At 66.8% G+C, this 25,843-nt stretch carries 27 protein-coding genes and 2 tRNA genes; 18 read left to right on the top strand and 11 right to left on the bottom strand.

Annotation, left to right across the window (positions count from 1 at the left end):
• Positions 1 to 2: 2 nt before the first annotated feature.
• Positions 3 to 587, bottom strand: a complete 585-nt coding sequence (locus tag WDM91_07795) for a helix-turn-helix domain-containing protein (protein ID MEI9994480.1) — start codon at positions 585 to 587, stop codon at positions 3 to 5.
• 85 nt (positions 588 to 672) lie between these two features.
• On the opposite strand from WDM91_07795, the gene WDM91_07790 reads away from it, so the two are divergent.
• Positions 673 to 1,494 carry an SDR family NAD(P)-dependent oxidoreductase gene (locus WDM91_07790; GenBank protein ID MEI9994479.1) on the top strand — a complete coding sequence of 274 codons (822 nt, stop codon included), beginning with the start codon at positions 673 to 675 and terminating at the stop codon, positions 1,492 to 1,494.
• Here WDM91_07790 and hemE read toward each other — a convergent pair.
• Positions 1,491 to 2,513: a uroporphyrinogen decarboxylase gene (gene hemE, locus WDM91_07785; protein ID MEI9994478.1), complete on the bottom strand. Its 1,023-nt coding sequence runs from the start codon at positions 2,511 to 2,513 to the stop codon at positions 1,491 to 1,493. The two genes, WDM91_07790 and hemE, sit on opposite strands and share 4 nt — an antisense overlap.
• 100 nt (positions 2,514 to 2,613) lie before the next feature.
• Between hemE and WDM91_07780 the strand changes: the two genes are divergently transcribed.
• Positions 2,614 to 3,105 (top strand): OsmC family protein, encoded by a 492-nt coding sequence (locus WDM91_07780; GenBank protein MEI9994477.1) that lies wholly within the window; start codon positions 2,614 to 2,616, stop codon positions 3,103 to 3,105.
• A 177-nt stretch (positions 3,106 to 3,282) separates the two neighbouring features.
• Here the strand turns inward: WDM91_07780 and msrA are convergent, their stop codons facing one another.
• Positions 3,283 to 3,804: a peptide-methionine (S)-S-oxide reductase MsrA gene (msrA, locus tag WDM91_07775; GenBank protein MEI9994476.1), complete on the bottom strand. Its 522-nt coding sequence runs from the start codon at positions 3,802 to 3,804 to the stop codon at positions 3,283 to 3,285.
• A gap of 305 nt (positions 3,805 to 4,109) precedes the next feature.
• Between msrA and WDM91_07770 the strand changes: the two genes are divergently transcribed.
• Genes WDM91_07770 through WDM91_07760 form a run of 3 tightly spaced genes read left to right on the top strand, consistent with a single transcriptional unit; the run spans position 4,110 to position 8,670 of the window.
• The gene (locus tag WDM91_07770; GenBank protein ID MEI9994475.1) at positions 4,110 to 5,438 is read left to right on the top strand and encodes a hypothetical protein; all 1,329 of its coding nucleotides are present in this window, start codon (positions 4,110 to 4,112) and stop codon (positions 5,436 to 5,438) included.
• A 39-nt stretch (positions 5,439 to 5,477) separates the two neighbouring features.
• Positions 5,478 to 7,544, top strand: coding sequence for a LodA/GoxA family CTQ-dependent oxidase (locus tag WDM91_07765; protein MEI9994474.1), 2,067 nt, complete (start codon positions 5,478 to 5,480; stop codon positions 7,542 to 7,544).
• Positions 7,474 to 8,670, top strand: coding sequence for an NAD(P)/FAD-dependent oxidoreductase (locus WDM91_07760; protein ID MEI9994473.1), 1,197 nt, complete (start codon positions 7,474 to 7,476; stop codon positions 8,668 to 8,670). The genes WDM91_07765 and WDM91_07760 overlap by 71 nt, the downstream gene beginning before the upstream one ends.
• 269 nt (positions 8,671 to 8,939) lie before the next feature.
• Here WDM91_07760 and WDM91_07755 read toward each other — a convergent pair whose 3' ends face one another.
• The 7 genes from WDM91_07755 to WDM91_07725 form a co-directional block, all read right to left on the bottom strand.
• On the bottom strand, positions 8,940 to 9,104 hold the full coding sequence (locus WDM91_07755; protein MEI9994472.1) for a hypothetical protein: 165 nt from the start codon (positions 9,102 to 9,104) through the stop codon (positions 8,940 to 8,942).
• Positions 9,105 to 9,974: 870 nt separating this feature from the next.
• A complete protein-coding gene (locus tag WDM91_07750; protein ID MEI9994471.1) occupies positions 9,975 to 10,481 on the bottom strand; it encodes a hypothetical protein in 507 nt (168 codons plus the stop codon).
• Positions 10,482 to 10,570: 89 nt separating this feature from the next.
• The gene (locus tag WDM91_07745) at positions 10,571 to 10,885 is read right to left on the bottom strand and encodes a hypothetical protein (GenBank protein ID MEI9994470.1); all 315 of its coding nucleotides are present in this window, start codon (positions 10,883 to 10,885) and stop codon (positions 10,571 to 10,573) included.
• Positions 10,882 to 11,991, bottom strand: a complete 1,110-nt coding sequence (locus WDM91_07740; GenBank protein MEI9994469.1) for an IS5 family transposase — start codon at positions 11,989 to 11,991, stop codon at positions 10,882 to 10,884. The genes WDM91_07745 and WDM91_07740 overlap by 4 nt, the downstream gene beginning before the upstream one ends.
• Positions 11,992 to 12,462: 471 nt before the next feature.
• Positions 12,463 to 12,537, bottom strand: a tRNA-Thr gene (locus tag WDM91_07735).
• Between the two features lie 316 nt (positions 12,538 to 12,853).
• Positions 12,854 to 13,321: a hypothetical protein gene (locus WDM91_07730; GenBank protein MEI9994468.1), complete on the bottom strand. Its 468-nt coding sequence runs from the start codon at positions 13,319 to 13,321 to the stop codon at positions 12,854 to 12,856.
• Between the two features lie 47 nt (positions 13,322 to 13,368).
• On the bottom strand, positions 13,369 to 13,788 hold the full coding sequence (locus WDM91_07725) for a hypothetical protein (GenBank protein MEI9994467.1): 420 nt from the start codon (positions 13,786 to 13,788) through the stop codon (positions 13,369 to 13,371).
• A 327-nt stretch (positions 13,789 to 14,115) separates the two neighbouring features.
• Between WDM91_07725 and murA the strand changes: the two genes are divergently transcribed.
• The 13 genes from murA to WDM91_07660 all read left to right on the top strand — a co-directional run bounded on the left by murA (position 14,116) and on the right by WDM91_07660 (position 24,263).
• The gene (murA, locus tag WDM91_07720; GenBank protein MEI9994466.1) at positions 14,116 to 15,396 is read left to right on the top strand and encodes a UDP-N-acetylglucosamine 1-carboxyvinyltransferase; all 1,281 of its coding nucleotides are present in this window, start codon (positions 14,116 to 14,118) and stop codon (positions 15,394 to 15,396) included.
• Complete coding sequence (locus WDM91_07715) at positions 15,393 to 15,827, top strand: DUF2948 family protein (protein MEI9994465.1); 435 nt, start codon at positions 15,393 to 15,395, stop codon at positions 15,825 to 15,827. The genes murA and WDM91_07715 overlap by 4 nt, the downstream gene beginning before the upstream one ends.
• Position 15,828: 1 nt before the next feature.
• The gene (hisD, locus tag WDM91_07710; GenBank protein MEI9994464.1) at positions 15,829 to 17,130 is read left to right on the top strand and encodes a histidinol dehydrogenase; all 1,302 of its coding nucleotides are present in this window, start codon (positions 15,829 to 15,831) and stop codon (positions 17,128 to 17,130) included.
• Positions 17,127 to 17,597: a UPF0262 family protein gene (locus WDM91_07705; GenBank protein ID MEI9994463.1), complete on the top strand. Its 471-nt coding sequence runs from the start codon at positions 17,127 to 17,129 to the stop codon at positions 17,595 to 17,597. Before hisD ends, WDM91_07705 begins: the two co-directional genes overlap by 4 nt.
• 4 nt (positions 17,598 to 17,601) lie before the next feature.
• On the top strand, positions 17,602 to 18,063 hold the full coding sequence (locus tag WDM91_07700) for a hypothetical protein (GenBank protein MEI9994462.1): 462 nt from the start codon (positions 17,602 to 17,604) through the stop codon (positions 18,061 to 18,063).
• Positions 18,064 to 18,257: 194 nt separating this feature from the next.
• The gene (gene infA, locus WDM91_07695) at positions 18,258 to 18,476 is read left to right on the top strand and encodes a translation initiation factor IF-1 (protein ID MEI9994461.1); all 219 of its coding nucleotides are present in this window, start codon (positions 18,258 to 18,260) and stop codon (positions 18,474 to 18,476) included.
• Positions 18,436 to 19,053 (top strand): Maf family nucleotide pyrophosphatase, encoded by a 618-nt coding sequence (locus tag WDM91_07690; GenBank protein MEI9994460.1) that lies wholly within the window; start codon positions 18,436 to 18,438, stop codon positions 19,051 to 19,053. The genes infA and WDM91_07690 overlap by 41 nt, the downstream gene beginning before the upstream one ends.
• A 30-nt stretch (positions 19,054 to 19,083) precedes the next feature.
• Positions 19,084 to 20,607, top strand: a complete 1,524-nt coding sequence (locus WDM91_07685) for an Rne/Rng family ribonuclease (protein ID MEI9994459.1) — start codon at positions 19,084 to 19,086, stop codon at positions 20,605 to 20,607.
• Positions 20,591 to 20,791: a DNA gyrase inhibitor YacG gene (gene yacG / locus WDM91_07680; GenBank protein MEI9994458.1), complete on the top strand. Its 201-nt coding sequence runs from the start codon at positions 20,591 to 20,593 to the stop codon at positions 20,789 to 20,791. The genes WDM91_07685 and yacG overlap by 17 nt, the downstream gene beginning before the upstream one ends.
• 59 nt (positions 20,792 to 20,850) lie before the next feature.
• Positions 20,851 to 20,926: transfer RNA gene (locus WDM91_07675), tRNA-Phe, on the top strand.
• A gap of 46 nt (positions 20,927 to 20,972) precedes the next feature.
• Positions 20,973 to 21,935 (top strand): glycosyltransferase family 2 protein, encoded by a 963-nt coding sequence (locus WDM91_07670; GenBank protein ID MEI9994457.1) that lies wholly within the window; start codon positions 20,973 to 20,975, stop codon positions 21,933 to 21,935.
• Between the two features lie 10 nt (positions 21,936 to 21,945).
• The gene (locus WDM91_07665) at positions 21,946 to 22,923 is read left to right on the top strand and encodes a lysylphosphatidylglycerol synthase transmembrane domain-containing protein (protein ID MEI9994456.1); all 978 of its coding nucleotides are present in this window, start codon (positions 21,946 to 21,948) and stop codon (positions 22,921 to 22,923) included.
• Between the two features lie 2 nt (positions 22,924 to 22,925).
• Entirely contained in the window at positions 22,926 to 24,263 is a 1,338-nt protein-coding gene (locus WDM91_07660; protein MEI9994455.1) for an NAD(P)/FAD-dependent oxidoreductase, read from the top strand.
• A gap of 9 nt (positions 24,264 to 24,272) precedes the next feature.
• Here the strand turns inward: WDM91_07660 and WDM91_07655 are convergent, their stop codons facing one another.
• Positions 24,273 to 25,808 (bottom strand): glycosyltransferase family 39 protein, encoded by a 1,536-nt coding sequence (locus tag WDM91_07655; protein ID MEI9994454.1) that lies wholly within the window; start codon positions 25,806 to 25,808, stop codon positions 24,273 to 24,275.
• Positions 25,809 to 25,843: the final 35 nt, after the last annotated feature.

Here is a 25,843-nt window from a genome sequence, read left to right as displayed (position 1 = left end):
GCTCAGCGCGGCGGGCGGTAACGCAGGCCGTCCATCACCAGCCGCAGCACCCGGGCGGCGCGGGACTGCCAATCGCCGTCGCCCGCGAAGGACCAGGTGCTGGCGGCGACGGCGAGCAGCACGTCCTGCGGATCGGCGTCCTCGCGGATCGCGCCGCTGCGCGCCGCCGCCGCGACGAGAAGCGCGGCGGCGTCCGCGAGGCGGTCGCGCGAATAGTTCGAAGTCTCCGAACCCGGCTCGAAGATCGATTGCAGCGCTTCCTTGAGGCCGCGCTTGGTGACGATCAGAGCGGAATAGCGCCGCAGCCATTCCTCCAGCGCGGCATCGGGCGGCAACTCGGCGAGAAGCCGGTCGGCGTCTTGCGCAAGGCGTTCGACCTCGTGGCGATAGACCGCCTCGACCAGTGCGTCGCGGGTCGGGAAGTGCCGATAGAGCGTGCCGATCCCGACGCCGGCGCGCTCGGCGACCGCCGACAAGGTGACCTCGCCATTCGAGGCGGCGAACAGATCGAGCGCGGCGGCGAGCAGGCGCTCGCGGTTGCGCTGGGCGTCGGCGCGGGGATTGCGGGAATTGTCGGCGTGCGACACGGTCGGCCTCTTGTAAAACGGAGGACCCTCCGTATATATCCTGCGAAGCGGAGCGTCCTCCGCTTCCTATATGGAGGCAAACAGCATGTCCGACAAGGTTTGGTTCATCACCGGGGCGTCCAAGGGATTCGGTTATGTCTGGGCGGAGGCCGCGCTGGCCCGCGGCGACAAGGTCGCGGCGGCGGCGCGCAATATCGGCGCGCTCGACGCGCTGGCGGCGAAATACGGCGACCGGCTGATGCCGGTGAAGCTCGACGTCGGCGACCGCGCGGCGGCCTTCGCGGCGGTGGCGGCGGCGCATAAGCGCTTCGGGCGGATCGACATCGCGATCAACAATGCGGGCTACGGCCTGTTCGGCGCCATCGAAGAGGTGAGCGAGGACGAAGCCCGGGCCCAGCTCGAGACCAACCTGTTCGGGGCGCTGTGGGTGACGCAGGCGGTGCTGCCCATCATGCGGGCGCAGAAATCGGGGCACATCATCCAGATTTCGTCCATCGGCGGCGTCTGGGCGGTGCCCACGGTGGGGCTCTACCACGCGTCGAAATGGGGTCTCGAGGGCTTCAGCCAGGCGCTGGCCGCCGAGGTAAAGGAGCTGGGCATCAAGGTGACGATCGTGGAGCCGGGCGGCTTCGCGACCGAATGGGGCACGACCTCGGCGCACCGCGCCCAGCCGCTTGCGGCCTATGACGCGGCGCGGGCGTCGCTGTCGGGCATCCGCACCGCATCCAAGCCGGGCGATCCCAAGGCGACGGCCGCGGCGCTGTTCAAGATCGTCGACGCCGAGGCGCCGCCGCTGCGCGTCTTCTTCGGCGATGCCGGCCTGAAGATGATCCGCATCGAATATGCGCAGCGGCTCGGCGAGTGGGAAGCGTGGAACGACGTGTCGGTGCTCGCGCAGGGCAACTAGACGCCCTTCACGATATCCACCAGCCGCGCGACGTGATCGGGCGGGGTCGGCTGAAGCACGCCGTGGCCGAGGTTGAAGATGAAGGGCCGTCCCTTCATCGCGCCGAGGATGCGGCGTGCGTCGCGCTCCATCGCGTCGCCGCCCGCGAGCAGCAGCAGGGGATCGAGATTGCCCTGCAGGGCGATCCGGTCGCCCGCCGCGTGCCGCGCGAAGGCGAGGCCGGTGAAATGGTCGACGCCGACCGCATCGACGCCGGTGCGCTGCGCATAGGCCGCCAGATGCGAGGCGGCGGCGCGCGGGAAGCCGATGATCGGCAGGGCGGGATGGCGGGCCTTCACGGCCGCCACGATGCGGGCGGTGGGTCCGATGACGGCGGTCTCGAACAGCGGCGCGGGCACGCTCCCGGCCCAGGTGTCGAAGATCTGCAGCGCCTCGGCGCCGGCATCGGCCTGGGCGATCAGGTAGGACGCGGTGGCATCGACCAGCTTGTCGATCAGCGCAGCGAACAGGGCCGGCTCCTGCCACATCATGCGGCGGCAATTCTCGTAGTCGGTCTTGCCCTGGCCCTCGATCATGTAGGTCGCGACGGTCCAGGGCGCCCCGGCGAAACCGATCAGCGTCACGTCGGCGGGCAGGACGGCGCGGACGCGCCTGATGGTCTGCATGACGGGCGCGAGGATCTCGGCGGCGCGATCTTCCGACAGCCGGGCCAGCGCGGCGGCGTCGCGGATGGGCTCGAGGCGCGGCCCTTCGCCCTCGAAGAAGCCGACGGTCTGGCCCAGCGCGTGCGGGATCAGGAGGATGTCGGCGAACAGGATGGCGCCGTCCATGCCGAAGCGGCGGACGGGCTGCAGCGTGACCTCGGTCGCGAGCTCGGGATTCAGGCAGAAGTCGATGAAGCTCTTCGCATCGGCGCGCAGGGCGCGGTATTCGGGCAGGTAGCGGCCGGCCTGGCGCATCAGCCAGACGGGCGGGCGGGGCAGGGCTTGGCCCGACAGGGCGGCGAGGAGCGGTTTCACGCGCCACACATGAACCGGCGGCCCGGCCCTGTCAAAGCGGCGGCTTGACCGCCTCCGCGGGCCGGCTCACACCGGGCGGCAAAGCGGACGGGAGGCAGGCATGAGCGGCGCGGCGGACAAGGACGGCGAGGCGATCCTGGTCGAGGAGACGGGCGCGGGGCGCTTCCAGGTCAAGGTGACGGCGCATTCGGCGAGCTTCCTGGTCGACGAGCCCACCGAGGCCGGCGGCCTGGGCACGGGACCCAATCCCTACGACCTGCTCAGCGCGGCGCTGGGCGCCTGTTCGGCGATGACGGTGCGGCTCTATGCCGAGCAGAAGAAATATCCGCTGGCGCATGTGCGGGTGAAGGTCACGCATCACCGCGCGGCGCTGGCGGCGCGCGACGTGTTCACGCGGGAGATCTCGTTCGAAGGCGCGCTGGACGCGGCGCAGACGGCGCGGCTGCTGGCGGTCGCCGAGCGCTGCCCGGTGTATCTGACGCTGACGCGCGGGGCGGACGTCCAGACCACGATCGTGCAGGTGCCGCCCGGCGCCGATCCCGCGACCAAGTGCGAGCACAGAGCGGGGATGGACGAGGCCTGCCGGGAGTAGATTCGCCATTGTCATCCCCGGCGAGCGCGAGCGATAGCGAGCGCGAGGGAAGGGGACCCAGGCGGCCAACACCGTCACGGTATTTGCCGCCTGGGTCCCCGTACGCTGTCGCTACGGGGTCCCTCGCTTCATGCGCAATGCGCATGAAGCTCGCCGGGGATGACAATGGTGCTGCGTTTACTCCGCCGCCTGCTGGCTGCGTTTTGGCAGGATCCAGTTGGGGCGGGCGAAGTGGCAGGTGTAGCCGTTGGGGATGCGCTCCAGATAGTCCTGGTGCTCCGGCTCAGCCTGCCAGAAGGGGCCGGCGGGCTTGACCTCGGTCACCACCTTGCCGGGCCACAGGCCCGAGGCGTCGACATCGGCGATGGTGTCGAGCGCCACCGCCTTCTGCTCCTCCGACGTGGTGTAGATGCCCGAGCGGTAGCTCATGCCGAGGTCGTTGCCCTGGCGGTTGAGGGTCGTGGGGTCATGGATCTGGAAGAAGAATTCCAGCAGCTTGCGGAAGCTGAGTTTGGCGGGATCGAAGACGATCTCGATGGCTTCGGCATGGCTGCCGTGGTTGCGGTAGGTCGCGTTGGGCACGTCGCCGCCCGAATAGCCGACCCGGGTGGAGATCACGCCCGGCATGCGGCGGATCAGGTCCTGCATCCCCCAGAAGCATCCGCCGGCAAGGACGGCACGTTCGGTCTGGTCGGTCATGAGGGTCTCCGTGAATGGGGCAGGTGGGAGAATACCATGTGGGCGCGGGGAGGACAGCAATCAACGGGGGGCGGGGCGCAACCCGCGGCAACCGATCCGCCTTGGGCTTCGTCGGAGGCGCGCGTCGCCGATGTGGATACGTCCCGCGAGTCATAAACAGATCAAGAATAATGGCTTTCGAATATTGTGCATTCGCGCCGAGTTATTTGACTTACTTTTGTCGTTAACTTAGCTTCCCGGGACCGTGAGACAGCGTCCCGCGCCGATGTGCGTATCACCCGGCGCCCCGATAGAGGAGGGTGCATATGGGAGCGAGGCTTCTGTCCTGCGCGGCCGCGGCCGCTTTCCTTGCGATGGCCTGGGGACCGGCCGCCGCGCAGAGCGATGCGCCCTGCCTCGCCATCGAGAAATGGTTTCCGCATCCCAAGACCCGACCGCCCAATTCGAAGGGCTTCCCGTCCGCGCCGAACAATTGCGACTTCCATCAATGGTCGTGGAACGCGTTCCTGTGGCTGACCCAGGACGTGAAGGGCCAGCCGCGCTTTGAGACCATGCCGGCGGACGGCGTCGAGACGCCGGCCGGCGTGCTCAATCCGCTGATCGGCCGCGCGGCCAAGGCGACCGAGCTCAATCTGGTGCAGCAGGCCGGTCCCGACGGGATCATGGTCGATCTTCAGGGTCATCCGATCTACTACTCGATCCATTCCGACAAGACCTTCGGCGCCTTCGTGAAGACGAACGGGCTGCTCGATCCGGCCAAGCTGCGCGCCTTCGATCCCAACACCAGCTTTCCGGTCGACACGCTGACCTTGAAGGCGGCGTGGAAGGTCGTGGAAGCGGGGGAGGACACATCCGGCTTCTACACCCGCCGAGCGAAGATCGCGCTGCTGGCGACGAAGAACGGCCAGATCGTCGTCACCAACAAGACCAAGACCGTGAAGGTCGCGCTGATCGGCTTCCACGTCGCCGGCACGGTGAACGGCCATCCGGAGATGATCTGGGCGACCTTCGAGCAGATGCAGAATGCGCCCGACCTGCCCAAGGCGGTGGACCAGATGGCGCCGAACGACATCGTCTCGGACAAGAGCTGGACGTTCTACACCGCCAACACCCCGTTCAAGACCTGCAACGTCAATTCGGCCGGCGCGGGCGCGCTCAAGCTGGACGCGGCGGCGCAGACGCTGAGCCCCGTCACGCAGGTCTGCCGCATCATCCCCTATGGCGGCGGCGCGGCGAGCAACATCGCCAACATCAAGACGTTGAACGATTCCGTGCACAAGACGCTCACCGGCGTATGGAACAACTATTTCGAGGTCGGTGCGATCTGGTTCAACCGGGCCGACGCCCTCAAGCCCGACTGCACCTTCCAGCCCGGCGCGCTGCAATGCTCGACGACGCCGATCCTGACCGGCTCGACGCAGTTGTCGAACGCGACGGTTGAGACCTTCACCCAGGCGCAGTCGGCGCAGAACAACTGCTTCGCCTGCCACAACACGGTGCAGGTGACCTCGCCCAACACGACGATGCCCTCGCTGCCGGGCAAGAATGTCGACATCAGCCATGTGCTGATCGACGCCTATTTCAACCCGACGCCGAAGACGAAACCGAAGCCCAAGGCCAGGGCGAAACCCTGACGTCAGGCGCTCGATCTCTCGGGACACAGGAGCAGAACCATGTCCGAACTCATCTTCCGCGTGCACCCCGCGATCGGCATCGGACGCGTCGGCTACAGCGAGGACTTCTACATCGCGCCGGTGACCGCGGCCGGTACCTACGAGCCCGGCGGGTTGATGGGCGGGCTGCCGATCAAGCCGGGGACGGAGGACACGGCGATCACGGCGGACGATTTCCGCGACGCCCAAGGCCATGTGAAACGGCAGGCGGCGCGTTTCCGCATCTATGCCTATCCCGCCGGAACCTCGGGCACTTATCCCAATGGCGGCGGCGCGCCGGTCACGATCGGCAGCACAGTCAACGGCAAGAAGGTCGTCGATATCGTGTGGACGGTGCATCTCGCCAACAAGAAGCTCAACAACTACTCGACGGTCAGCAAGGGCGACCAGTTCCGCGGCATGGACGCCTATAAGGACCCCTCGCTGCTCGAGCTACGGAGCGATCCCTACAAGGGCAGCTCCAACAAGGACGATCCGGTCAGGCTGCGCGAGCTGTTCATCGATCCGGGCCCGCGCGCGATCAAGGCTTCGGGCGGCACAGGCGCGGTGATCGGCTTCGACGCGGCCACGCCCGCGGCCTATGCCGACACGACGGGCGCCATCGTGCCGGTGCCGAACTATCCCAAGAGCTTTCCGTCGATGTTCAACACGCTGGTGGAGGAGCTGGGCCCGCTCACCTCGCTCGGCGACATCCGCGTCGACGAAAAGGGCGGCGTCATCGTCGGCGGCGGCTACGGCAAGGTCGCTGCGGTCAGCGCGGACGGCAAGACGCCCGACGATCCGCTCGACCAGGCGACCGAGAACGGACTCTGGTACGACGATGCCGGCGACGGACCGGTCAACGCGGTGCTGGTATTCGACGACAAATCCACGACGGCGGTGCAGGGTGCGTGGTACGTCACCGGCGATCCCGGCTATGCGCCGCAGACCCGCAACATCATCTCGACCTGGGACGACGTCTACGACGTGTGGGTGCGCGAACTGGGCCTCGTCCCGGCGCTCTACGCCGGCGGCAAATTCCAAGCGAGCTACAAGCCGTCTTTCCCGGACGACATCCAACCAGTGTTCCACGGCGCGATGCTGCAGCGCTGGAACACCAACCTGCCGCAGGTCGCGATCCAGAACCACGACATGGTCGGCGCGATCAAGCCGACGGACGATCCCACCGCGAAGATTCCCAATTTCAAGACCCTGCTGCGCGATCCGAGCAGCAGCGCCGACACCCAGACCGGCGCGCCGATGATGCCGCTGTCGCTCGGCGATGCGCAGAAGAGCTTCCTCTCGGTCAGCCAGACGCAGTATTTCCTGCTGAACCAATGGCACGCGAAGCTCTTCGCGCCGGGTCCGGGACCGAAGCACGGTCCGGGCGAACTGCTCGACCGGATCACGCTCGAGAACTGCCTGGGCGGACGCTACAGTCCCGGCATCGAGGTGTCGTTCCCGGTGCGCGACGCCAATCTCTACATCATGGATTGGCAGAAGCAGGATTGCGGCCCGTTCCGCATCAACGCAGCGCCGATGGACTACAGCAAGGCGTCGAAGGACACGCCGTTCCTCACCTTCGGCTATATCCCGCTGCAGAAATACGCGGTCGAGCCGGGCGACGTCTCCAAGTTCATGTCGGTGCCGTGGTTCACCGACTACAATTCCTGCGGCACGCACCTGCCCGATCCCAATCCGGCGGGCAACAACACGCTGTTCTGGTCCTGGCCGGCGGAGCGGCCCTTCGCGGTCTATCCGGTGTCGCTGTGCCACTACGATCCGAAGGCCAAGACCTGGACAGTCGGACAGCAGGTCTATTCCGTGCGCGGTCCGGGCACCGAGACGGATTATCCCGCCCAGGCCGGCCGTTTCCAGAAATATCCGGACTACCTGAAGAACTGGTTCAAGGTCGGCTTCATCATCGAGGGACCGCAGGTCGCGCCGCCCGCGGGCAAGGCGCCCTATCCGGCGAACATCTTCCTGGAAGTCGCCAGCGCGTTCGACACCGGCAGCGATTTCGTGCCGCCCTGGCCGCAAGCCGACGTGCCGCACTATACCGAGCCGCCGCCGGTGCGGGGCCGGTGAAGCGCTGAACGCGCCGGGGCCAGTCCATGCCCGAAAGCACCGCGTCGTCATCGTCGGCGGCGGGACGGCCGGCTGCGCCACGGCGATCGCGCTGCGCGCACATGGGGTCGCCGACATCGTGGTGGCCGAGATGCGGCCGGCGCCGGAATGGCGCATCGGCGAGGCGATCCCGCCTGCGGCCGGCGCGTTGCTGCGCAAGCTCGGCGTCCGGGACGCCTTCCTCGCGCAGGATCATCTGCCGTCGGCCGGAAGCTGCGCGAGCTGGGGCCGCGACGCGCTCGCCTATAACGACTTCATCCTCGGTCTCGAAGGCGAGGGCTGGCACATCGATCGCGCGGCGTTCGACGCGATGCTGGCGCGTGGGGCGGAGGATGCGGGTTGCCGGTTTCTGCGCGGCCATCGGCTGCGCGATGCGGCGCGGCGCGAGGACGGAGGCTACGACCTCACATTCGACACGGACGCAGGCGGCGGGACGGCGCTGGCGGCGGAATTCCTGGTCGACGCGACCGGTATCGCGGCCGGCGCCGCGCGGCGGCTGGGCGTCGCGCGCAACCAGGTCGATTGCATCGCGGTGATCGCCGCGCCGTTCGAACTCGCGCGGCCGCAGACCGTCCCATCGCAGGCCCTGCTGGAGGCGAGCGAGGAGGGCTGGTGGTATGCCGCCAAGCTCCCGCGCGCGCAGATGATCGTGGCGCTGGCGGTCGAGCCCGCGGAGCGGAGCCGCTTCGCCGACGCGGCGATGTGGTCGCGCGCCCTGGCGCGAACGCGCCATGTCTCGGCCTGGATGGCGCGGGGCGGGGCCGGCGGGCCGGCGCCGTTGCGCGTCGCGTTGGCGCCTTCGGCGATCCTGAGCTGCGTGGCGGGTCAGGAATGGCTTGCGGTGGGCGACGCGGCCAGCGCCTATGATCCCATCGCCGCGCAGGGCATCGTGAAGGCGCTCGGAGACGGCTGGGAGGCCGGCGAGGCCATCGCGGGCTTCTTCGCGCGCGGCCAGGCGCCGCTGGACGCCTATCAGGAGCGCGTCTTCGCGCGCTTTCGCGATTACGTCCGCCTGCGCGGCCAGCTCTACGCGCGCGAGCGGCGCTGGAACGACGCCCCGTTCTGGCGCGGGCGGAGATTTGATTGAGAACGAGCCACAGCTCGCGGCAACGGGTCCGGCTTCGCCCCTGGGGCTATGCCGCGACAGTCCGAATGTGCCGGGCGCGCATCCGGCCCGCTCTCACCACCGGCGATCACCCACGGCTTCTCCTTCATGTGGAGGAAATCGCCGGGAAGACGCAGCGGCCCGAGCGCTGGCTCATAGGAGACAAATATCTGCCAACCCATTCGTGCGAGGGGCCGGATGTAATGCCAGCGCTCGTCGAATTCTTGCTGGCACTCGGTTGAGAAGCCCAGTCACAGCCGCGGGTTCGGCCACGGCCCGCAATGTGAGACTTCCCGCTTGTCCGGACGTGGCTGGGCGATGGCATCGATCTCAGCATCCAGCAGGTCGTACAGATATGGATCCAGAAAGAAGCGCGCCATCACGTCGGCGCGCTTGGTGAGCAACTGTTCTTGCATCAAGCACATTTGGTCGTGCTACAGCGGATTCAACTATTTAGAACGGATCGAGAGTCCGGTATTCGAGTCGTCGGGCGAGCACCGTTCAATCGCAAAGCGGGCTTCTATCTTCCTACGAACCCCACCGCTTTGCTCGCGACTTCCGAGCTATCTCCGAAGCGTTTCTGTCCTTGGGGCCTTTAGGTATCCGCTTTTCCCTTACGGTTCATTCTCCAGAGCAGTAGGCCGAAGAAATAAAACCCAATACCTATTCCGACCCAGCCCATGAGAACATGGTCAAAGCTGAACATCTCCTGGAGTCCGGCCAAGATGGCGAAGAGGCCACACGCCAGAAGGAAGCGCGTTGGATCGTCTGTTATGCGGAAGGACACGTGACAGGACTCCTGGCTACCTCCGACCCTAAGCCCTAGCCGAAAATCCGGCAATCCCGCAACTTTCAAACTGAGAGACCATCAGAAATAGGGGAGGCGCTTCACCGCATGGATCACGGTAATCTTTCCCAGCCTCGCCCCGCTGCGGTCTTTGGTTTCGGCGGCGCTTTGGTATGCCGCCGGCTCATTTAACCAGCCAACTATATATCGCCCTAATCACAACGAATCCTGCGATACCAGTGATCACGCTCACTATCGCCGGTGCCCCCATCCTATCTGCAACGATGTAGAAGAACGCGGCACAAGCCAGGCTCAATGAGATGGCGGCGCGCGTGCTCAATGCCGTCTGATGGACATGCGTGTACCCATCCTCGATCAACTGCAACGGCTGCTCTACCAATTCCACTAGAGCGTGATTCTTCCTCGTCGACGACCGACCAACACAAATCGCCTCTGTCGATGTGCATGCTGCCGAGGCGGCTCTGCTTGTGAAGCCGCTTTAGATAGTCCCGAAAATCGACATAGCGAAGTCCGCCGCGACGGGAGAAAACGAATTGAATTTTTGACCGCCCCCGTTCCGATGGGGGAACGCGGTCCTCGCAAAAGCTAGTGACTCGCTCAAGGAGCAGTCGCGTAAGCCACCAATAGAGCCACGCAGTTCCTTGCCGCTTACGAATTCGGCTGCTTGATTTTTCCACCCCTCGATATTCTTTTTGTTCGATACAACGACGAAGAACCGGCATGCCTTTTCGTTGATTGTCTCGCAAGCGATTTTCTTCTTTGCTGGGATCAGGTCCTTGTAGTGGAGAAATTCGGAATTTACGTTTGTGAACTTGGATTTTATCTCTCGGACCCAGCCGAGGCATTTGTGATCGTTTTCGATTTTGACCACAAAACACGATAGAATTAGCCATTCGGTAGCGCCCGCCGCCGAATTACTCGGTTTGACATTTTCAAGCCCGGTGTCTCCCGACTCGTCGATGTATGCTACAAATCGAATAGCCACGAATGAGGACTCTGCAAATGGCTTGGAAGCCAAACGCAGCAAAACCAAAGAGTCAAACCAAGGACGACTTCGAGTCAGTCGGCAAGCGTCTAGCAGGCTGTTGAAGAAGTCTTTTGCCGACGGGCGATGAAGGGGATGTCGTCGCCGTTTTGGAGGGAGATTTCGCCTTCGAGGGAGTCGTCGGTTTTGATCTCGGCCCATCCCTCGCCGGAAGCTTCGTCCATTTCGTCGTTTCCTGACCATTCGAACTCGATGGCATCGCTTGCGCAGGCGCCCTGGAAGGAACCGGTGAGGCAATCCAGGGCGAACTCGCCCCCATCCTTATCGAACAGGATGTAGGAGCCCGGCCCGGCCATGTCATATCCCGGCGTCTCGACGACGCGCCATTTGCCCTTCAGCGTCATGCCGGCACCGCCAGGAGTTTGGGCAGGCGGATGAGGTTGTAGGCGGACAAGGCCATGACGAAGGTGGCATTGACACGCGCCAGCCCACGGACCTTGACCTTGGCCAAGCCGGCCGATGCCTTGATCCAACCGAACACCTCTTCGATGCGCTTGCGGCAGACTTGGCTCACGGCATAACCGCAATGGCGCAGCGTCCGGTTGTCGATGGCCGTCTTGCGCGGCTTGCCGGTCTTGCTCAAATGCCCATCGATGGCGACGTGCGGCGTGATCGCGCGCGCCCTAAGCGCCTCGACGAAGGCCTCCACGTCATAGGCCTTGTCGGCGCCTAGCGTGATCCGCCGTCGTCGCCGGGGACGATGGCGATCCACCAGCGTCAGCGCTTGGTCCCGTTCGGCCATGCCGTTGGCTTGGCTCGCCTGGCCTAAGACCGCCAGGCCGTGGCGGTTCTCCATCAGCGCATGCCCCATGTAGCAGAGCTTGGCCGGCTGGCCATCGCCCTTCTTGTAGAGCTTGGCCTCAGGATCGGTCGTGCTCTCATGGGTCTCGTTGGAGCGTTTCTCCTTGTGGAAGCTGCGCTCGGCGTTGCGGCCCGGACCATCCTGGTCGTTGTCGGCGCCGTCCTTCCTGCGGAAGCTCTTGAGCGAAGCCCACGCCTCGATCAGCGTCCCATCCACCGAGAAGTGCTCGCTCGACAGAAGCCGCTTCACTCGAGGCTGAGCCAGGATCGCGTTCAGGAACTTGGCCGCGATGTCACCTTGAAGCAGCCGATCCCGGTTCTTCGAGAACACCGAGTGGTCCCATGCCGGATCATCCACCCCAAGCCCGACGAACCAGCGGAACAGAAGGTCAAACTCTATCCGTTCCATCAGCAGCCGCTCCGAGCGCACACCGTAGAACGCCTGCAACAGCGTCGCCCGCAACAGCTTCTCCGGCGCGATCGAGGGACGGCCAAAGTCCGTGTAGAGCTCGTCGAAGTCCTTCGACAGATCCATCAACGCCGCGTTCGCAATTTCCCGGATCACCCGCAGAGGATGGTCATGGCGAACCCGGGACTCCAAATCCACGTAACTGAACAGCGCCCCGGACCGCTCGTCGCTTCCACGCATCGTCCATCCCTCGGCCGACCCGCCCAAAGGGAATCACGATCCCAAACGCGCCGCCAGAGACTTCTTCAACAGCCTGCTAGGCGCCTACGAGGATAAGGACCGCTTTGAGGCGAAGCTAAGGAAGATCGCGAAGGCGAAGTCAAAGGCCAAGCAGTGATCCGCGCACCCGCCATTGTCCTCGCGCTGGCCCTGCCCATAGGCTTGGCGGGCATCTTTCAAACTTCTGCAGCCTACCGCACTCCGGTCATCATGAGTGAGCGTTCGCGCGAAGAGATCGTTTGGCTCCGGCTTCCCTGCCCGCGCCCTTGCACTGGCCCGGTGTGCAATGAATGCTTGGAATATTACATTCCTCCGCCGGACCTCCCTATCGAGCCCTAGCCCCGGGTTTGTCAAAGATAACATCGCCGGTCCGCCTTCGCTCGCTTTGCGAGCTTCGGCGTGACGGCACCATTTCTTCGCGAAGCGAAGAAATGGTGCCGGAGGAGAGAATTGAACTCTCGACCTACCCCTTACCAAGGGGTTGCGCTACCACTACGCTACTCCGGCATCCGAGGCCGCAAACGCTGCCGTTTGGGCCGAAAGGAGGGCTGCTATAGCCAACCCGAAGGCAAAGGGAAAGGCCTGTTCCGCCGCCATGGTCAAGAAGTCCTCTTCCCGGGAGGAAAGGCTGGCCGCGGCGCTGCGGGAGAACCTCAAGCGGCGCAAGGCGGCGGAGCGAGAGAGAAAAGCCGCCGAGGCCGGCCCGGCGCCACCCGCCCCGGCGCCACCCGCGTGTCCGGACGGCGACGGCTCGGGGCCCGCTCCACCGGAGACCGGCGGCTAACCCCCTCCCGCCGCAGGGGGGTCGCTCGACCGAGCGCGGTCAGAGCGATTCGAGCGCCCGGCCTTCCGCCATCGCAACGGCCTGCACGTCGACGGGCAAGGGAAGGCGCCAGCACTTCTCGGGCTCCCGCGACACCGCGGCGTCGAGAAACTCATTGTCGAACGTGATGTTCATGTTCTGCCAGACATTCGCGTATTTCTCGGGCAGGTATTTCTTGACGACGAAAAGAGTCGGTCGCCGATCCCCGAACGCCGATCGCTGGAGCAGCAGACCTTCGGGGACGAAGACCCCGCGCGCGCGCAGCGCATCTTCCTGCAGCAGGACCGAGACGACGAAGCCCGGGCGCTCCGCCAGCGGCAGGCGTCCCATCTCCGCCATCACGGATTTGAACGCCGGTGTCGTGACGAAATCGATGATGTCCGCATAGGTGCGGCGCATCACCGCCGCAAGTTCTTCCCGGCCGTAGCCGAGACGATCATAAGTCCGGTCCGTGGCGGGCGCAGACATGCGAATGCCTCCTTCGTTCCAATGGAGCAACCCTGGCCCTGGCGCCGCTAGGTCGAAAAGCCGCCGCAGCCGCAGAAGGTGAGTCCGCCGGCGCCGGCGCAAGCGCCCCAGGCGGCCGTACCCTGCTCGAGAGAGGAAACCGGATGCGCCTCGAAGCGCATGCCGCTCGCCTTGTCTTCGAACACGCGGCTGGTCAGCCGGAAGTCTTCGGGGATTTCGGCGCCGGCGCCACGCAGCGACTCGAGGCTCAGGAGCTGCCCGGCGGTTTCGATCCCGGCGCCGCCGGCGATCTTCTCACGCGCCTGGCGCATCTTTTCGATGAATTGCGGCGACGTGATCGTCTCGATCACGCTGTTGGTGACGCGGACCAGGCGTTCCCGGTCGAGTTGCGATTTCACCTCGGCGCGCTGGGTGTCGATGCTCGCGATCTGCGCAGCGAGGGCGGTTTCCTGGGGTCGAGTCTGCATATCCCACTCCCTTTCTCATTTTCGTAAAGTATTCATCAAAAGTAATATTGGTAATTATTATCGTCGTTGGAAATACAATTCAAGATTGCAGACAGTTTTATTTTACATTTCGCAATATAGAGATGAGTTGAGTTGGTAACTTCGTCCGGCATGACTTGCCGTTCGCGCCGCGTTTCCGGCGAAGGGCTTTCGGTGGCCCGTTCGCGCTCGCCCGAATCCGGCCGGAAAGGTGCGATCCCATGAGACGGCAGGCGTGGCTGTTCGCGGAGGCGGAGCCACGCTACAAAAGGCTTTGCGCGGCGGGCGTCACGCCCGCCCAGAGGGACCATGGACAGAATCCGCGTACGGGGCGGCAACCGCCTCAAGGGTGACATCCCGATTTCCGGCGCCAAGAATTCGGCGCTGAAGCTGATGGCGGCGGCGCTGCTGACCGACCAGCCGGTGACGCTCCGGAACATGCCGCGGCTCGCCGATATCGGCGGGATGAGCGACCTGCTCATGCAGTTCGGCGTGACGCTGAACATCCGGCGCGGCGCCAGGCTGGGCGAGAGCGATACGATGAAGCTGCACGCGGCGACCATCGAGTCGGCGCTCGCGCCCTACGACATCGTGCGCAAGATGCGGGCGAGCTTCCAGGTGCTGGGGCCGCTGCTGGCGCGGCATGGCGAGGCGAAGATCTCGCTGCCCGGCGGCTGCGCCATCGGGGCGCGGCCGGTCGACTTCCACATCCAGGGCCTCGAGGCGATGGGCGCGAAGATCGACCTGGAAGACGGCTATGTGATCGCGAGCGCCGCGGGCGGCTTGCAAGGCACGAGCTTCACCGTGCCGCGCGCCTCGGTCGGCGCGACGGAGAACCTGATGACCGCCGCGACGCTGGCCAGGGGCACCACGGTGCTCAAGAACGCGGCGCGCGAGCCGGAGACGCGGGACCTCGGGCATTTCCTCAACGCGATGGGCGCCAAGGTCACGGGGCTCGGCACGGGCGAGATCGTCATCGAAGGCGTCGACCGCCTGCACGGCGTCGACTATGCGGTGATGCCGGACCGGATCGAGACCGGCACCTATGCCATCGCCACCGCGATGGCGGGCGGCGAAGTGGAGCTGGTGGGGGCGCGGGCGGATTCCAACGTCGCGCTGTTCGCGCTGCTGCGCAGCATCGGCACCGAGGTGCGCGAGACCAATCGCGGCGTCGCGGTGCACCGCAACGGCGTGCGGCCGACCGCGGTCGACGTCGCGACCGACGTGTTCCCCGCCTTCCCGACCGACCTGCAGGCGCAGTTCATGGCGCTGATGGCGGTGGCGGGCGGCGTCTCGCATATCCGCGAGACGGTGTTCGAGAACCGCTTCATGCATGTGCCCGAGCTCGCGCGCATGGGGGCGAACATCAAGGTCGAGGGCGACACCGCGACCGTGACGGGGGTCGACAAGCTCAAGGGCGCGCCGGTGATGGCGACCGACCTGCGGGCCTCGGTCAGCCTGGTGCTGGCGGGGCTGGTCGCGGAGGGCGACACGATCGTCAACCGCGTCTATCATCTGGATCGCGGCTTCGAGCGGCTGGAAGAGAAGCTCTCGGGCGTCGGCGCGGATATCGAGCGATTGTCGGCATGACAGGCATGACTTTGGCGGCGGAAGATGCCGCCGATCTGGAAGTGATCTCGGCGCGGCTGCAGGATGCGGTGGCGCAAATGCAGGATCTCGTCTACCTGCCGAAGAAGCGGCGCTTCGCGGCGCTGTTCAACCGCTTCCAGTGGGAGACGGACAAGAAGCGCGGCGACCTCAGGGTCCGCTCGGGGCTGCATTTCGACGGCGTGCTGTCGGTGAAGTCGCACAATCTCAAGCGCGGTGCGCCCGAGGCGGTGGTGTCGCTGCTCGCGATCACCTTCACGCCCAGGGGCGGCGAGGATCCGGGCGGCACGGTGGAAATGGTGTTCGCGGGCGGCGGCGGGCTGAAGCTCGAGGTCGAGGTGCTCGACGCCGGGCTGACCGACATCAGCGGCGTCTGGGCGGCGCGCGGCCGGCCCGAGCACGAAGAATCTTGAGATGGCGCGGCGGCTCGATGCTCAGGCGCCCGATTTTCCGGCGCAGTTCGACGCACTTCTGAACGCCAAGCGCGCGGAAGAGGAGGATGTCGCGGCGGCGGTGCGCGGCATCCTCAAGGAGGTGCGGACGCGGGGCGACGCCGCGCTGGTCGAACTCACCAACAGATTCGACAAGGCCGGCGTCACGGCGGCGACGCTGCGGCTGACCCAAGCCGAGATCGATGCGGCGGAGGCGCAGTGCTCGCAGGCGGCGCTGGATGCGCTCGGCGTCGCGGCGCAGCGGATCGAGGACTATCACCGGCGGCAGATCCCGCAGGATGCTTGGTTCACCGACGCCACCGGCGCCAGGCTCGGCTGGCGCTGGACGGCGCTCGACAGCGTGGGACTGTACGTACCGGGCGGCACGGCCTCCTATCCGAGTTCGGTGCTGATGAACGCGGTGCCGGCGCGGGTCGCGGGCGTCGGGCGCGTCGTGATGGTGACGCCGGCGAGCGGTGGGACGATCAATCCGCTGGTGCTGGCGGCCGCCAAGCGCGCGGGGGTGCGCGAGATCTACCGCGTCGGCGGAGCGCAGGCGGTGGCGGCGCTGGCTTACGGCACGGCCAGCATCGCAGCGGCGGACAAGATCGTCGGGCCGGGCAACGCCTATGTCGCGGCGGCCAAGCGCGAGGTGTTCGGCACGGTCGGCATCGACTCGGTGGCGGGACCGTCGGAGATCCTGGTCGTGGCGGACGGCGCGAACAATCCGGACTGGATCGCGGCCGACCTGCTCAGCCAGGCCGAGCACGACGCCTCGTCGCAGAGCATCCTGATCACCGACGACGCGGATTTCGCGGGACAGGTCGAAGCGGCGGTGGAGCGGGCGCTGGCGCTGCTGCCGCGCGAGACGATCGCGCGTGCCAGCTGGAGCGATTACGGCGCGGTGATCGTGGTCGCGACGCTGGACGATGCGGCGGCGCTGGTCGACGCCATCGCGCCGGAGCATCTGGAGATCGCCACCGCCGAGCCCGAGCGCCTGCTCAAGCAGGTTCGTCATGCGGGCGCGATCTTCCTGGGCCGCTACACGCCCGAGGCGATGGGCGACTACATCGCGGGACCGAACCATGTGCTGCCGACCTCGCGCACCGCGCGGTTCTCCTCCGGCCTGTCGGTGCTGGACTTCCTGAAGCGCACCACGCTGCTGCAATGCGAGCCCGGCACCATCGCGCAGATCGGGCCCGACGCCATCGTGCTGGCGCAGGCCGAGGGGCTGGACGCGCATGCCCGCTCGATCGCGGCGCGGCTGAACGCAGCGCGCGGATGAGCGATTTCCGCCTCTGCGCCATCACGCTGGACGAACGCTCCATCGTGCGCCGGACCCGCGAGATCGAGCAGGAGCGCGACATCGCGATCTACGACCTGCTGGAGGCCAACAGCTTCACGCCGGAGGGCTCGCCGGGCGGGCCGTACCGGCTGATGCTGGGGATCGAGGAGAGCCGGCTGGTCTTCGACATCATGCTCGAGGACGGCAGTCCGCACGGAAGGGTGATGCTCTCGCTCACCCCGTTCCGCAAGGTGATCAAGGATTATTTCATGATCTGCGAGAGCTATTTCAAGGCGATCCGGCACGCCCCGCCGTCGCAGATCGAGGCGCTCGACATGGGGCGGCGCGGGCTGCACGACGAGGGTTCGGCGCTGCTGCGCGAGCGGCTGACGGGCAAGGTCGCGCTCGACCACGACACGGCGCGCCGCATCTTCACCCTGATCTGCGTCCTGCACCTGAAGGGCTGAGGCGATGCGGGGCCCCCATGGCGAGGAGCTGCCCGGCGCCATCCTGTTCGCCTGCACGATGAATTCGGTGCGCAGCGTGATGGCCTTCGCCATCATGAAGCACCTGTTCGGCCGGTTCGTCTATGTCGACGCGGCGGGGGTGCGGGCCGGGGCGCTCGATCCCTTCGCCGTCGAGGTGATGGAGGAGATCGGCATCGAGATCGGCAAGTACCATCCCAAGACCTTCGAGGAGATGGAGGATTCGTCGATGTTCGACCTCTGCGTGACGCTGTCGCCCGAGGCGCAGCACCGCGCGGTCGACCTGGCGCATACCAGCGCGATCGAGATCGAGTACTGGCCGACCATGGACCCGACCCTGGTGGAGGGCTCGCGCGAGCAGCGGCTGGAGGCCTATCGCACGGTACGCGACGGCATCCTGAAGCGGATCCAGGACCGCTTCGCGGAGAAACAGGCGAGCGATACGTGAGACCGCCCCCGCTTGCCGGAGGGCGGGAAAATCGGAGCGGCGCGATATATTTCGAGGCGGCGTCCCGCCTTCGCGCCGGAGCCCGCCCCGAATTCGCCGTGCGAATTCGACTCTCCCGCGCGGGGAGGGTGGATTTTCTTGCTTTTGGCCGGTTTCAGTGGCATTTCCCCCGCCAGCCAGACACAAGAGGACGAATGGCAAAGGAAGACCTACTGGAATTCGAGGGCACGGTGAGCGAGCGCCTGCCCAACGCGACGTTCCGCGTCATGCTGCAGAACGGCCACGAAATCATCGCCCATACCGCCGGCAAGATGCGCAAGAACCGCATCAGCGTGCTCACCGGCGACAAGGTCATGGTGGAAATGACGCCTTATGACCTCACCAAGGGACGCATCACCTATCGCTTCAAATAGGCCGCGGCTCGTCCTGGCGAGCGAGAGCCCGCGGCGCCTGGCGCTGCTGGCGCAGGCCGGACTCGTGCCCGACGCGGTGCGGGCGGCCAGCATCGACGAAACCATCCACAGAGAAGAATTGCCCCGGCCCTATGGCTTGCGCCTGGCGCAGGCCAAGGCGCAGGCGGCCGCGGCCGCCTGGGACGGCGGGCCGGCCCTGTTCCTCGCGGCCGACACGGTCGTCGCGGTGGGGCGCCGGGTGCTGCCCAAGGCGGAGACCGACGACCAGGTCCGGGACTGCCTGACGCTGCTGTCGGGACGGGCGCACCGGGTGACGACCGCCGTCGCGCTGCGCACGGCCGAGGGAAAGATTCGTATACGGAGCGTCGAGACGAGACTGATATTTTGTCGGTTGGATCGGGCGCAGATCGAGGCCTATGTGCGTTGCGGCGAAGGCCTCGGCAAGGCGGGCGGCTATGCGGTGCAGGGCCGGGCGGAAATCTTCGTGCGCCGGATGAGCGGCTCCTATTCAAATGTCGTCGGACTGCCGCTGCACGAAACAATCTCGCTGCTTCGGGGTTCGGGTTATCCGTGTTAGCGTTCGTCGTCGCTATTGCCTGAGCTCGAAATGCAGAAGGACGTCCTGATCAACGCAGGTGCGGGGGAAATCCGCGTCGCCGTCGTCGAAGACGGGCGGCTGCAGGACCTCATGCTGGAGCGCACCATCGGCCTCGACGACGGGCCGCGCCGCAAGAGCGACGGGCGCAGCGGCCACAGCCTGATCGGCAACATCGTGCTGGGCCGGGTGCAGCGCGTGCTGCCCGGCATGCAGGCGGCGTTCGTCGATGTCGGGCTGGAGCGGGCCGGCTTCCTCGGCGCACGCGAGGCGCGCTGCCTTGCCGACCTGCCGGGCTACGACGAAGAGCGCATGCCGAAGATCAGCGAATGCGTCCATGAGGGCGAGGAGATCCTCGTCCAGGTCGTGAAGGATCCGATCGGCGACAAGGGGGCACGGCTTTCGGCCAACATCACCATTCCGGGGCGGCTCGCGGTGATGGTGCCCAACACGCCCGGAATCGCGCTGTCGCGGCGCATCGAGGAAGAGGGCGAGCGCGCCCGCATGCTGGCGCTGGGCGAGCAGATGATCGCGGAAGGCGGCGACCGGCTGGTGCCGGGCGCGGGCTATATCCTGCGCACCGCGGCGAGCGAGGCGACGCTGGCCGATCTCAAGGAAGACGCCGAGCGGCTGGCCGAGGCGTGGCGGCCGGTGCTGGCGCGGCGTCAGGCCGCGAAGGCGCCGGCGACGCTCTATCACGATCTCGATCCGGTCGAGCGCACGATGCGCGACACGGTGCGCAGCTCCACCACGCGGGTGGTGATCGACGACGCGCAGGCGGTGGAGGCGGCCAAGGCCTATTGCCGCCGCGCCATGCCGGAAGCAGAGGCGAAGGTCGAGCTGTTCGCGGGGCCGGGCGCGCTGTTCGACGCCTACAATATCGAGGACGAGATCGACCGGCTGACCACGCCGAAAGTGCCGCTGCCCTCGGGCGGCTGGATCACCATCGAGGGCACCGAGGCGCTGACCGCGGTGGACGTGAACTCGGGCAGCTTCACCGCCTCGACCGGGCTGGAAGAGACCAGCTTCCGGGTCAACCTCGAAGCGGCGGACGAAATCGGGCGGCAGGTGCGCCTGCGCGGCGTCGGTGGGCTTATCGTGGTCGACTTCATCCATCTGGGCGAGCCCGCCAACATCGAGAGGGTGCTCGACACGCTGGCGGAGAGCCTGTCGAAGGACCATACGCCGACGCAAATCTCGCCGATGTCGGAGTTCGGGCTGGTGGAGATCACGCGCAAGCGGGTGCGCGATCCGCTGGTCAAGCTGATGAGCGAGTGCTGCCGCTCCTGCTCCGGCCATGGCCGCAAGCGGACGCGCGACAGCGTGGCGCTGGAGGTATTGCGCAGCGTCGAGCGCGCGGCGCTCGCGGCGCCGGGCCGGCCCGTGACGGTGCGGGCGTCGGGCGAGGTGGTGCGCTGGCTCGAGGATCATGGCGACGAGGTGCGGATCGCGCTGGCGCGGCGCGGCGCCGGCCGGGTGGCGTTCGAGGCGAACGACGCCTTCGCGCGCGAGGGCTTCGATGTCTCCACCGGTTGAAGGCGGCGGCTCCTGCCCGATCTGCGGCAAGCCGCGCGACGCCAAGTTCAAGCCGTTCTGCTCCAAGCGCTGTGCCGACCTCGATCTCGCCAAATGGCTGCGCGGCGAATACACCATTCCCGGGGCTCCGATCGACGAGGCGGAACCGGCCCCGGAGCCGGACGAAGACGCTGAATTGCATTGATTTTCGCCGCGCTGGACAGGGCGGCGGCTGTCGCTTAAAAAGCCCGGCCTTGACGGCAAGCCCAGGTAGCTCAGTCGGTAGAGCAGTGGATTGAAAATCCACGTGTCGGCAGTTCGATTCTGTCCCTGGGCACCAGTCTTCGTTGCAGCCGTCCGACAGCCGCCGGTTCGGGGAGTGGATTTTGGATAGCCGGCCTCTCCTTTCGGTCATCGTGCCCTGCTTCAACGAGCAGGAGGTCATCGAAGAGACCCATAAGCGCCTGAGCGAGACGCTGACCCAGGTGCAGGGCGGCGTCGAGATCATCTATGTGAACGACGGCAGCCGCGACCGCACCGTCGAACTCCTCTTCGCCATCCAGGCCCGCGACCCCACCGTCCGCGTGATCTCCCTGTCGCGCAATTTCGGCCACCAGCTCGCGGTGACGGCCGGCATGGACGCGGCGGCGGGCGAGGCTGCGGTGCTCATCGATGCCGACCTGCAGGATCCGCCGGCCGTGATCCTCGAGATGGTGGAACTCTGGCGCCAGGGCTATGACGTCGTCTACGGCACGCGCAGCGAGCGCGAGGGCGAGACTTCGTTCAAGCGCGTCTCGGCGAAATACTTCTACCGCATCCTGAACATGCTGTCGGAGGTGCCCATTCCGCTCGACACCGGCGACTTCCGGCTGGTGAGCCGGCAGGTCCTCGAGACGATGAAGTCGATGCGCGAATACGACCGCTTCGTGCGCGGCATGGTGAGCTGGGTTGGCTACCGCCAGATCGCGCTGCCCTATAAGCGGGCGCCGCGCTTCGCCGGGGTGAGCAAATACCCGTTCTGGAAGATGGTGCGCTTCGCGGGCGACGGCATCCTGTCCTTTTCCATCGTGCCGCTGCGGCTGGCGACCTGGATCGGCGTCGTGACGGCCGGCCTGGGCTTTCTCGGCATCTTCTATGCGCTGGTGCTGCGTCTTTTCACCAGCAACTGGGTCAGCGGCTGGACGCTGCTCTTCATCGCGATCGTGCTGATGGGCGGGATCCAGCTCGTGATGCTGGGCGTGCTCGGCGAGTATATCGGCCGGCTCTACCGTGCCAGCAAGAACCGGCCGCTCTATGTCGTGGGCGACCGTCGCGGCTTCGGCGATCCGCCGCCGCCGCCCCGCCGCTGATCGCGACCGCATGAGCCCCCGCACCCGCCGCATCGCGCAGATCGCGTTCGGCCTCGCCGTCACCGCCGTCTTCGTCTGGCTGATCGCGCGCAAGGTCGATCTGGGGCAGATGCGCGCCGCCTTCGCCCATCTCCGGCTCGGCGTCGCGGCGTGGGGCCTGCTGGCGCTGGCCGCGGCCTATGCGGTGCGCATCCGGCGCTGGCAGCGCATGCTGGCCGCGCTGGGCGCCGGCGTGACCTATCTCGCGACGGCGCGCGCCTTCCTCTCGGGCACCGCGATCAACAACGTCGTGCCGCTGCGCGCCGGCGACGCGGCGCGCGTCGTGCTGATCGCCCGGCACAGCGATTTTCCCATGTCGCGGGTGCTGAGCTCGTTGATCGTCGAGCGCCTGCTCGACGTCTGCGTCCTGCTGATCCTGCTTTTCGCGATGCTGCTGCTGATGCCGGCGCACACCTTGCCGGGCTGGATGATGCGCTCGTCGGAATGGCTGATGGGCATCGCCGTCACGGCCGCCATCGCGATCCTCGCCGGGCCGAAGCCCGCCATGCGGCTGATCGAGCGCTTCGTCACGCCGGTGTCGCCGAAGATCGGCGCCGTCGTGCACAACATCGCCTCCGCCTTCGCGGATCTCGCGCGGCCGGCGCTGATGGCCGAGCTGTTCGCCTACAGCGTGGTGTCCTGGGGGCTCGAGGGGCTGCTTTACGTCGCGTTCGTCGCCGCGGCGCAGGGCCGCGAGCCGGTCGCCGCGGGCTTCACCACCTTCGCGCTCGGCACGCTGTCGACCCTGATCCCCAGCGGGCCGGGCTTCGTGGGAACTTTCGACATGTTCGCGATCATCGCCCTGCAGATTTTCGCCATCGGCGCGAACACGGCGGCGGTGATCGCTGTTAGCATCCACGCGACATTGTGGGTGGTGACGACCGCGGCGGGGGCGTGCTTTCTCGTGCTCGGACGTTCGCTGTTCGCTTCGAAGACAAAGGCAGGATGACGATGGATAGCACTGCGCGCGAGGACGGCGTCGTCGTGATCGGCGGCGGGTTCGCGGGATTGGCGGCGGCCTGGGACCTGACGCGGCGCGGCATCCCCGTCACCGTGCTGGAAGCCGATGCGACGGTCGGCGGGCTGGCGGGCGGCTACGAGGTCGGTGGCGAGATCCTCGAGAAATTCTATCACCACTGGTTCAACAACGACCTCCACATCCAGAACTTCGTGCGCGAGCTGGGCTATGGCGACCGCATCGTGGAACATGAGAGCCGCACGGGACTCTATTACGTCAACACGATCTTCCGGCTGAGCAAGCCGACCGACGTGCTCAAGTTCAAGGCGCTGAGCATCGTGGGGCGTTTCCGCCTCGGCATCCTCGCGCTGCTGGCGCGCCGGGTGCGCAACTGGCGCAAGCTCGAATCCGTCACCGCGCGCGACTGGCTGATCCAGCTCGGCGGCGCCGAGGTCTACCGCGTGGTGTGGGAGCCGCTGCTGCGCGGCAAGTTCGGGCGCTATGCCGAGCAGATCTCGGCGGTGTGGTTCTGGAACAAGCTCTGCCTGCGCGGCGGCAGCCGCGACACGTCGGGCCGGGAAGTGCTGGTCTATCTGCAGGGCGGCTTCCTCGCCTTCGCCGAGGCGGTCGCGGCACAGATCGAGAAGGCGGGCGGCAAAGTCCTCACCAACACCGCCGCCACCGGGCTCGAGGTCCGGGGCGGGCGGGTGCACGGCGTGACGACGGCGGCGGGCGTCGTCCCGTGCAGCACGGTGATCGCCACGCCGGCGCTGCCGATCCTCGCAGACATCTTCGAGGGGGCGTTCGATCCGGCGTATATCGCGCAGCTGCGCAAGATCGAATATCTCGCGAATATGTGCCTGGTGCTGGAGCTCGACCGGCCGCTGTCGGACACCTACTGGATCAACGTCAACGACGCGAATTTCCCGTTCGTCGGCATCATCGAACACACCAATTTCGAAAGCGCGAAGAGCTATGGCGGCCGCCACGTCGTCTATCTCTCGAAATACCTGCCGGCGGACCACGAGCTCTACGGCTTCGGCGACGAGCAGTTCCTGAATTACGCGGTGCCCTTCATCAAGCAGATCTTCCCGCAATTCGAGGAGAGCTGGATCCTGCGTTACAAGCTGTGGCGCGCCGACTACGCGCAGCCCGTCGTCGGGCTGCACTATTCGCAGCTCATCCCGCCGACCAAATCGCCGGTCGCGGGCGTCTATGTCGCGACCATGGCGCAGATCTATCCCGAAGACCGCGGCACCAACTATGCGGTGCGCGAGGGGCGGGCGGTGGCCGCGCTCGTCGCCGCCGACCGCGCGGCGCAGACGGCCTGACGTTTTCCGTCAGGGCGACAGCACGATGATGTCGGCGTTGCGATAGACGATCTTCGCCGCGGGCGCCGCCTGGGCGGAGTCCCAGCGGGCCTGCGCATTGGCGTCGAGGAAGCCCTGACGCGGGATCACATAGAAGTCCGCAGCAAGCGCGTGACCGGCGAGCACCGGCAGGGTGCAGGCGACGGTGGCGCAGGCGGTGATCGCGGGAACGATCTTCTCGGAATAGTCGGTGAAGGTGGGATGCCGGCTGGTCCATTCCCGGCCGCGATAGGACAGCAGGTCGGTGCGGCCCGCGGTCACCGGAAACTCCTCGCCGGCATCGCCGAGCACCACGAAGCGCGCGCCGGGCGGGGTGTGCTCGCGAAGCCAGACGAAGCCGCTCGCGACAGTGGCCGTGAAAGGGTGGGCCCGGGCGTGCGGGTCGAGCGCCGGCGTCACATAGGCGAGGCCCTCGAACAGCTGCACGACGAGCAGCGCGGCGCCGATCAGCAGGGCGGCGTGGCGGTGGGCGGCAAGAAGATACTTTTGCCACGGCTTGGGCAGGGCGGTCTCGGGCGGCGCGGCCGGCGCCCATTCGGCCATGAAGCGCGCCGCGAGCAGCGCGCCGACCAGCAGCGTGCGCGGCTCGCCGAGCGTGAAGCCGGCGAGGAACAGCCAGCCCGGCAGGACCAGGCGGCCGCGGCTGAGATCGTAGAGCGCGAGACAGAAGGCGATGGGACCCAGCGTGGAGACGAAGCTGCCGCTGGTGGCGCGGAAGAGCGTGAGGAACCAGTAGAGGCGCGCGGCATGGCGCGAGCCGCCGGCCTGCAGGATGGGCGACAGCCCGCCATGCAGCACGATCGGCGCCCACCACGGACTGGAGACCAGGAGCGCAACGGCGCCGACGGCGACGAGCCGCTGGAGCGCGCGCAGCCAGGGCCGGCGGAAGACGGCGAAATAGACGATGGAGACGACGCAGAAGAGCGCTTCCTGCGGATGCGTGCCGACCGCAAGGCCCGTGAAGGCACCGCAGAGGATGATCGCCGCCACGCCGGCGCGGTCGGGCTCCCGCAGGAAGACGCGATGGGCGAAGACCAGCGCCGTGGCCGTGAAGAGCAACCCCAGGGCACGGACATAGCCGCCGGCATCGGTCGCGAACTCGATGGCGGCCGGCGACAGCGCGTAGAGCGCCGTCGCGATCGCGGCCGCGAGCGCATTTTTCGAGAAGGCGACGGCGAGCCGGTAGATGGCGACCAGCGCCACGCCGTAAAGCGCATAGCCGATCCACAGCAGGCTCTGCATGGTGACGAGGCCGAGACGGTCGAACAGGGCGATGAACCACAGGCCGAACACCGGATAGGCCATGGGCACCGCATCGGGGCCGTAACCGGAGATGCTGCCTGGCCGTGCCCCGGCGTGCCGCGCCAGGTCGAGGAAGAAGCCGCCGAGACCGCCCGCCGCGTGGAAGCCGCGCCACTCCGCCAACGCGACCAGCGCGAGCGGCACCAGGAAGACGCCGGCCAGCGCGATCGAGGTGGCGGGACGGGGCGACGCGGATTCGGGCATGGACGCGGACCGGTGGATGGCGAGGGCCGCCACCG

This window comes from Rhizomicrobium sp. (assembly GCA_037200385.1).
In the GTDB taxonomy this organism is placed as follows: Bacteria; Pseudomonadota; Alphaproteobacteria; order Micropepsales; family Micropepsaceae; genus Rhizomicrobium.
The sequence above is the reverse complement of the archived record's forward strand: the minus strand, read 5'-3'. Positions and strand labels throughout refer to the sequence as shown.

What these genes read in the sequence shown, in the direction of transcription:
- WDM91_07770 (MEI9994475.1), top strand. Translation starts at nt 4,110, where the DNA reads ATGGGAGCGAGGCTTCTGTCCTGCGCGGCCGCGGCCGCTTTCCTTGCG.
- WDM91_07790 (MEI9994479.1), top strand. Translation starts at nt 673, where the DNA reads ATGTCCGACAAGGTTTGGTTCATCACCGGGGCGTCCAAGGGATTCGGT.
- WDM91_07730 (MEI9994468.1), bottom strand. Translation starts at nt 13,321, where the DNA reads ATGTCTGCGCCCGCCACGGACCGGACTTATGATCGTCTCGGCTACGGC.
- WDM91_07725 (MEI9994467.1), bottom strand. Translation starts at nt 13,788, where the DNA reads ATGCAGACTCGACCCCAGGAAACCGCCCTCGCTGCGCAGATCGCGAGC.
- WDM91_07665 (MEI9994456.1), top strand. Translation starts at nt 21,946, where the DNA reads ATGAGCCCCCGCACCCGCCGCATCGCGCAGATCGCGTTCGGCCTCGCC.
- WDM91_07655 (MEI9994454.1), bottom strand. Translation starts at nt 25,808, where the DNA reads ATGCCCGAATCCGCGTCGCCCCGTCCCGCCACCTCGATCGCGCTGGCC.
- WDM91_07660 (MEI9994455.1), top strand. Translation starts at nt 22,926, where the DNA reads ATGGATAGCACTGCGCGCGAGGACGGCGTCGTCGTGATCGGCGGCGGG.
- murA (MEI9994466.1), top strand. Translation starts at nt 14,116, where the DNA reads ATGGACAGAATCCGCGTACGGGGCGGCAACCGCCTCAAGGGTGACATC.
- hisD (MEI9994464.1), top strand. Translation starts at nt 15,829, where the DNA reads ATGGCGCGGCGGCTCGATGCTCAGGCGCCCGATTTTCCGGCGCAGTTC.
- WDM91_07765 (MEI9994474.1), top strand. Translation starts at nt 5,478, where the DNA reads ATGTCCGAACTCATCTTCCGCGTGCACCCCGCGATCGGCATCGGACGC.
- WDM91_07740 (MEI9994469.1), bottom strand. Translation starts at nt 11,991, where the DNA reads ATGCGTGGAAGCGACGAGCGGTCCGGGGCGCTGTTCAGTTACGTGGAT.
- WDM91_07745 (MEI9994470.1), bottom strand. Translation starts at nt 10,885, where the DNA reads ATGACGCTGAAGGGCAAATGGCGCGTCGTCGAGACGCCGGGATATGAC.
- infA (MEI9994461.1), top strand. Translation starts at nt 18,258, where the DNA reads ATGGCAAAGGAAGACCTACTGGAATTCGAGGGCACGGTGAGCGAGCGC.
- msrA (MEI9994476.1), bottom strand. Translation starts at nt 3,804, where the DNA reads ATGACCGACCAGACCGAACGTGCCGTCCTTGCCGGCGGATGCTTCTGG.
- WDM91_07780 (MEI9994477.1), top strand. Translation starts at nt 2,614, where the DNA reads ATGAGCGGCGCGGCGGACAAGGACGGCGAGGCGATCCTGGTCGAGGAG.
- WDM91_07705 (MEI9994463.1), top strand. Translation starts at nt 17,127, where the DNA reads ATGAGCGATTTCCGCCTCTGCGCCATCACGCTGGACGAACGCTCCATC.
- WDM91_07755 (MEI9994472.1), bottom strand. Translation starts at nt 9,104, where the DNA reads ATGCAAGAACAGTTGCTCACCAAGCGCGCCGACGTGATGGCGCGCTTC.
- yacG (MEI9994458.1), top strand. Translation starts at nt 20,591, where the DNA reads ATGTCTCCACCGGTTGAAGGCGGCGGCTCCTGCCCGATCTGCGGCAAG.
- WDM91_07715 (MEI9994465.1), top strand. Translation starts at nt 15,393, where the DNA reads ATGACAGGCATGACTTTGGCGGCGGAAGATGCCGCCGATCTGGAAGTG.
- WDM91_07685 (MEI9994459.1), top strand. Translation starts at nt 19,084, where the DNA reads ATGCAGAAGGACGTCCTGATCAACGCAGGTGCGGGGGAAATCCGCGTC.
- WDM91_07700 (MEI9994462.1), top strand. Translation starts at nt 17,602, where the DNA reads ATGCGGGGCCCCCATGGCGAGGAGCTGCCCGGCGCCATCCTGTTCGCC.
- WDM91_07690 (MEI9994460.1), top strand. Translation starts at nt 18,436, where the DNA reads ATGACCTCACCAAGGGACGCATCACCTATCGCTTCAAATAGGCCGCGG.